The sequence below is a fragment of the Actinomadura darangshiensis genome, assembly GCF_004349235.1.
GTDB lineage: Bacteria > Actinomycetota > Actinomycetes > Streptosporangiales > Streptosporangiaceae > Spirillospora > Spirillospora darangshiensis.
Genome location: NZ_SMKY01000452.1, coordinates 1 through 5,227, shown reverse-complemented (window position 1 = coordinate 5,227; position 5,227 = coordinate 1). Strand labels below are relative to the sequence as shown.

The following is a 5,227-nucleotide window of genomic DNA, read 5'->3' as shown; positions in this document are numbered from 1 at the left end:
CCCCAACGCCAAGAAGCCCCGGCCGCCGCGAACAGCAACCCCGAGGATCTCGTTGCGAACGCACTCGGGAAGCAACATATTGCATCTGAAATGCAGGCGACTACACTTGCGTCCATGGGAGCGGATACCAGGAAGTCGAAGGCCAGGACCCCGCGCGATCACGGCAAGGGGCAGACACTCGGCTTCTCCGTCCAGTCCGAGGACAGGCCCGTCCTCGACGAGCTCGTCGACTATTTCGGAGGCGGGAACCGATCCGCCTATCTGCGCGCCACCTACCGCGTCATGAAGTCGATCATGCTCGCCGAGCAGCTGCGGGAGCTTCAGGCGTACGGGCAGCAGCGCACGGCCGAACTGGGGATCGAGCCCGCCGAGGTCCCCGACCGGGTCCGGGAGTTCCTCAAGGGCGAAGGCCGCGCCTGACCATGCCCACGCCCGTGGTCTACGACATCAACGTGCTGGTGACGGCCGCCGCCACCGGCAACAGCCCCTTCCGCTCGTGGCCGTCCCCGCCGCCGACCTCCGGCAACGCCTCCGCCGACTGCCTTGGCGTCGCCAACGACGCGGCGGAGTTCTCCCTGTGGGTCTCCCCGCACATCCTGCGGAACGTCGAACGGATCCTCGTAGAGCTGTTCAAGTGGGAGGAGGCGAAAGCCGGCGCATACCTGACGGCGCTCGTCGCCATCGTGGAGCACAGCGAGGGCGATATCGTCGACCCGCCCCGAACGGTCAGCGACTGCCCCGACCACGAGGACAACCTGATCCTCGACCTCGTGGCCGAGGTAGGAGCGCTCCTGGCGGTCAGTAACGACGCGGACCTGATCTCAATGTCGCCATGGCGAGGTACGCCGATCGTCACTCCCGACATCTTCCGTCAGAAAGTGGACGGCATGCGCCGCCACGCTCGCCGCCACTGACCCGTGGCGGAAGCAGCAAGTATGCTCTTCCTCAGACGAAGTCGGTCACGACCGGCAGGGCGGCCCCGCAAGGGGCCGCATTTTTTGGCGCCTCGGGCAGGCGCTGTCCCGCCCGAGACCGCCTGAACGATCCGGGACTGGCAGGTCAGAGGTCGTACGCGCCTTGCTTGATCCGCGACACCAAGGCCGCCCACACGCCCCACTCCACGCCCAGCACGCCACCACCGGGGTCCTTCGAGTCCCGCAGCGCTGTCGCACCGGCGAGCAGCGCAACCTCCACACATTCGCCACCCGAGCTGCCGCTGTAGGAACTCTTGCGCCACACGGCACGGCTCCAGGGGGTGTGTCCATCACGAGACCTCGTCTCTCCGTCATCCCAGCTCTGCGGCTGCTTTTTCGATCAAGGCGATCGACCTCTCCAGGCCGACATCCGCCTCTGCGAGCGGGCCTTTGCGAAGGTCACCGCCGACGCCGATCCCGCCGCCGCGTCCGCAGCGATGCATAATCGCCGTCGTTTGTGTCCAACCGTGTTTTGTCGCGGACGAGGGGGCCTTCGACTCCTGACCAGAAGATACGTTAATCGGCCAGGAAGTATGTAACCAGCCGCCGCCGTTTCCGACAATCATTTTGCGGCCGTATCTATGTCCAGATCCGGCCGTATGTATTGATTGAGTGCTTCACCTATTGATATATGTCGAGTAAGGAGCCTAGTCGATAACGCTGGGAGATGGAGCCCCGACTCGGTGCCGAGCGGGTCGACCAGCGCATCGATGTCGACCCTTGAATTCACCTGCCTTCCGAAAAGGGGAAATTCATGCCGGGACTTCGTTCGACCATGGCACGCACGCTGGTCGTCGCTTCCGCAGTCACAGCGCTCGCCGGGGGGTTGGCGGTCGCTCCGGCATCCGCCGAGACCGCGGTCCCGGCTACGGCGCTACAGAGTCAGATCTCCCCGAGTAGCCTCCGGTCGGCCCCTCCAGGGCCCTGCAACGCCTGGGAAGACGGCGCCATCGACGTGTGGCGCGGTGAGTTCTTCCAGTGTCGACTCCTCCCAGGTCAAGGGTTCTGGTGGGTGCCGATGAACATGTTTTAGGCCTAGCAGCGCCTGGTTCCGCGACAAGCCGAACATCACCCGCCATGGCAAGGCTTTCGGGTTGTCCCAGGCCACCGCCTACCGGTACCTGCACGAGGCCATCGACGTCCTCGCCGGGCAGGCACCCGACCTGCACCAAGCACTCCAGCGGGCGGTCGCCGACGGGCTGTCCCACCTCGTCCTGGACGGCAAGATCTTCGACAGCGACCGCTGCCGCCTCACAATCACCAGCGTGAAGGGCGAGACGATCGATGAGTGGTACTCGGGCAAGACCGGTGACTTCGGCGGCAACGTCCAGGCACTAAGCGAACCGAGCGGCCTGCCGATCTGGACCTCCGACGTCGAACCCGGCGGCATCGCCGACATCCAAGCCGCCCGCACCCACGTCCTGCCGCCCCTCTACCCCTACGCCAACACCCTGCCGATCCTGGCCGACCCCGGCTATCAAGGCGCAGGTCACGGCGTCACCGTGCCGTTCAAGAACCCCACCGACGGCAACATCCTGGCCACCGGCAACCGCACCCACAACGCCCTGCAACGCTCCCTGCGCTGCCTCGGCGAACACGACTTCGCACTCCTCACCCAACGGTGGACCGCCCCCAGCACACCACCCTCAGCCCCAGCAGAATCGGCGACCTCGTCCGCTCCGCCCACGTCCTCACCCTTTTCGAGCACCGCAGGATCAACTGAAAGTCAGCGAGAAAACCTCAATGGACCCGCAGCCGGCCAAGGCGGGGGTCCGTTGAACTGGCAGGCGTTGAGTGTTCTCCCGGTCCGCCAACACCGAAGATCGGCGCGGCTCGCCCACGCATGCGAAGTAGAATGCACGTGACGGAAGCGCGACTTCAGGAAGGTTTGGTAATGGAGAACAGCGACCAGGGGCCGATACACACACCACGTTATCTCCAGGTCATCGCCACCGCCGATGACCTGTCCAGGCAGATGGGGCATCCGCACGCTGGTACGGAACATCTCTTCTTGGCCCTACTACGCGATAAATATGCGATACCTACACAGATACTGTCGACGAAAGTCGATCTCGATGACCTCGACGCCGAGATCGTCGCCCTGATGACCTCCACCGAGTATCTGCGGTCGAGTGACGACGAACCCGGCGACGAAGAGGCCGGCCGCTGAGGCGGTCCCTCGCGGGCGCACGTGCCCCGCGCTCCCACGTGCCCGGAGAGCGGCCGTGCTCAGCCTGGTTTCCGTCGGCTGTTGAACTGCGCGCCAGCCGCCGAAGTCGACGCCAAATCTCGACAGGCAACCCGCTACGCCGCGCTCCGGGTCTTCTGGGCGGTCCCGCTCGGGCTAGCCATGGCCGAGGTGTACCTGCGGCGCATGGACGACTGGCTGACGGCACGACAGCACCACGCCGCCCGCCTAGATCACCCCGTCTTCACCGCGCCCAGATCACCGGTCACTACCTATCGCGCGTCCTGCGTCCGCTGCGAACTGCGGGTCGCCGAACGCCTGGCCGCAACCTCGCTGCGGATCGCCGTCCCCGCTGACGGCGGATCGCCAAGGTCGTGGTCGGGGCCGTCGTCCATAGGGGCGGTCGGGTGCTCATCCTGCGCCGCTCGGCCGAGGACGCCTTCATGGCCGGCATCGAGGAACTCCCGTCTGGCGGTGTCGAACCTGGCGAGGACCTGCTCACCGCGCTGGAACGCGAACTCACCGAGGAATTCGGCTGGACCGGCCCTCTCGCTCGAGACCCGGGCTTCGTCTCCCACTTCGACTACATCTCCGGGTCCGGCCGCAAGGCCCGTAAGTACACCTTCGGTCTCGTCCACCACGGCGGCGCCATCGCGCTGAGTGCGGAACACCGGCTACCGGTGGCTGCACCCGACCGACCTAACCGGGTTCGACGTCACGCCCGAGACCGCCCGAACGATCCGGGACTGGCAGGTCAGAGGTCGTACGCGCCCTGCTTGATCTGCGACACCACGGCCGCCCACACGTTTCGCTCCACCGTCAGCACGCCGCCCTCGGGGTCCTTCGAGTCCCGGAACAGGCGGCGTGAGTCGCGGACGCAGGTCTCGACGCAACCGTTGGCGCCTTCGCTATGACTGCTCTTGCGGAAGACGGCCGGATCAAGCAGGTTGGCCACTTTGCCCCTCCGTGCACTCATTGTCGCGCTAGCCGTTCGAGCATAGCCACTGACTCCTCCGGACTCAGGGCCATGGCGGCCATCTGCTCGAATGCGAGCGCGTACGTGTGCACCTCCCTCTCATCCTCGACGTATAGGGCGCTGGTCATGTTTTCGACGTACACGACGTTGGGAGTGAAGCGTTCTGGGAACCCCAAGATCGCGAAGCTGCCGACGACTCCTGGATGACCACCGGCGGCCAACGGCATGATCTGGAACATCACGTTCGGCTGCTCGGTCAGCTCGATGATGCGCCGGCACTGGGCGCGCATCACCTCCGGGCCACCGATGACCCGCTGGAGCGCCGTCTCGTCCAGGATCGTCCAGAGGCGTGTCGGATCCGCACGCTCCGTCCAGGCCCTCTGCCGTGCCATACGGGCTGCAACCCGGCGCTCGACCTCTGATGCCGGCGAGAATCGCATCAAGATCGACCGGGCAACGTGGTGGGTGTAGTCCTCGGTCTGCATCAGACCGTGCACGAGCCCCATCGTGTAGGAGTTGAGCCATTCTGACTCAGCCTCCAGTCCCATGTACGTGGCGTAGTCCGTGGGCAGGCTGTTCTCATAGACGTCCCACCAGCCGCGCTGTCTTGTCGTGCGTGAAAAGCGAACGAGTGCATCGAGACGCGGCCCGGTGACGCTGTAGAGGGCCAGCATCTGCTGGACCTCGGCCGCGGTGACCTTGCGGATCGCGTTCTCGATCCTGGACAGCTTGGTCTTGCTCCACCCCAGCCCCTCGGCAGCCTCCTCAAGATTCAGTGCCGTGGTGGATTCCCTGAGTCTCCGCAACTCACCGGCAAGGCGGCGCTCACGGACGGTCGGCGGTCTGGCTGTCATGTGAGCGAGCATGCCCGCTGTGTAGTCGCCTCTCAAGCGCTTCGAGCGAAGCTATCCAAGATTCTTTTTAGACTCTTCCCTGAAACAGTTGCGGACAGCTGGACACGCGCCACATCATGTGACCCCAGACGCGCCACACTTAGTGACCGAGTTGTCGCTTTATGTGTGAGTTGGCTCCGTCGACGAAGGGGGAGGGCTCTTGATAGGCGGCGAGGATGTGCGGGGGGTGGTGGCC

8 protein-coding genes and 1 pseudogene are annotated in these 5,227 nt (G+C 65.2%); 5 read left to right on the top strand and 4 right to left on the bottom strand.

Annotation, left to right across the window (positions count from 1 at the left end; all coding sequences use genetic code 11):
• Nucleotides 1-114 precede the first annotated feature (114 nt).
• Entirely contained in the window at nucleotides 115-420 is a 306-nt protein-coding gene (locus tag E1293_RS44330) for a hypothetical protein (RefSeq protein WP_132205742.1), read from the top strand.
• A 2-nt stretch (nucleotides 421-422) separates the two neighbouring features.
• On the top strand, nucleotides 423-914 hold the full coding sequence (locus E1293_RS44325) for a PIN domain-containing protein (protein WP_132205740.1): 492 nt from the start codon (nucleotides 423-425) through the stop codon (nucleotides 912-914).
• A 145-nt stretch (nucleotides 915-1,059) separates the two neighbouring features.
• Here the strand turns inward: E1293_RS44325 and E1293_RS44320 are convergent, their stop codons facing one another.
• Both E1293_RS44320 and E1293_RS44315 read right to left on the bottom strand, forming a co-directional pair.
• On the bottom strand, nucleotides 1,060-1,239 hold the full coding sequence (locus E1293_RS44320) for a DUF397 domain-containing protein (RefSeq protein WP_132205738.1): 180 nt from the start codon (nucleotides 1,237-1,239) through the stop codon (nucleotides 1,060-1,062).
• Between the two features lie 46 nt (nucleotides 1,240-1,285).
• Nucleotides 1,286-1,540 carry a hypothetical protein gene (locus tag E1293_RS44315; RefSeq protein WP_132205736.1) on the bottom strand — a complete coding sequence of 85 codons (255 nt, stop codon included), beginning with the start codon at nucleotides 1,538-1,540 and terminating at the stop codon, nucleotides 1,286-1,288.
• Nucleotides 1,541-2,068: 528 nt separating this feature from the next.
• Here E1293_RS44315 and E1293_RS44310 point away from each other — a divergent pair.
• The 3 genes and pseudogenes from E1293_RS44310 to E1293_RS50905 all read left to right on the top strand — a co-directional run.
• Nucleotides 2,069-2,839: a transposase family protein gene (locus tag E1293_RS44310; protein ID WP_165978686.1), complete on the top strand. Its 771-nt coding sequence runs from the start codon at nucleotides 2,069-2,071 to the stop codon at nucleotides 2,837-2,839.
• A gap of 29 nt (nucleotides 2,840-2,868) precedes the next feature.
• On the top strand, nucleotides 2,869-3,144 hold the full coding sequence (locus tag E1293_RS44305; RefSeq protein WP_165978685.1) for a Clp protease N-terminal domain-containing protein: 276 nt from the start codon (nucleotides 2,869-2,871) through the stop codon (nucleotides 3,142-3,144).
• Between the two features lie 392 nt (nucleotides 3,145-3,536).
• Nucleotides 3,537-3,653: pseudogene (locus E1293_RS50905) on the top strand (NUDIX hydrolase); the annotation flags it as partial.
• Nucleotides 3,654-3,916: 263 nt separating this feature from the next.
• On the opposite strand, the gene E1293_RS44295 reads toward E1293_RS50905, so the two are convergent.
• Both E1293_RS44295 and E1293_RS44290 read right to left on the bottom strand, forming a co-directional pair.
• Nucleotides 3,917-4,117, bottom strand: a complete 201-nt coding sequence (locus E1293_RS44295) for a DUF397 domain-containing protein (RefSeq protein ID WP_207939484.1) — start codon at nucleotides 4,115-4,117, stop codon at nucleotides 3,917-3,919.
• A gap of 17 nt (nucleotides 4,118-4,134) precedes the next feature.
• On the bottom strand, nucleotides 4,135-4,992 hold the full coding sequence (locus tag E1293_RS44290; RefSeq protein WP_132205728.1) for a helix-turn-helix domain-containing protein: 858 nt from the start codon (nucleotides 4,990-4,992) through the stop codon (nucleotides 4,135-4,137).
• Nucleotides 4,993-5,227 lie beyond the last annotated feature (235 nt).

Excerpts from the sequence above, each read along its gene's own strand:
- E1293_RS44325 (WP_132205740.1), top strand. The coding sequence starts at position 423 with ATGCCCACGCCCGTGGTCTACGACATCAACGTGCTGGTGACGGCCGCC.
- E1293_RS44290 (WP_132205728.1), bottom strand. The coding sequence starts at position 4,992 with ATGACAGCCAGACCGCCGACCGTCCGTGAGCGCCGCCTTGCCGGTGAG.
- E1293_RS44305 (WP_165978685.1), top strand. The coding sequence starts at position 2,869 with ATGGAGAACAGCGACCAGGGGCCGATACACACACCACGTTATCTCCAG.
- E1293_RS44315 (WP_132205736.1), bottom strand. The coding sequence starts at position 1,540 with ATGATTGTCGGAAACGGCGGCGGCTGGTTACATACTTCCTGGCCGATT.
- E1293_RS44330 (WP_132205742.1), top strand. The coding sequence starts at position 115 with ATGGGAGCGGATACCAGGAAGTCGAAGGCCAGGACCCCGCGCGATCAC.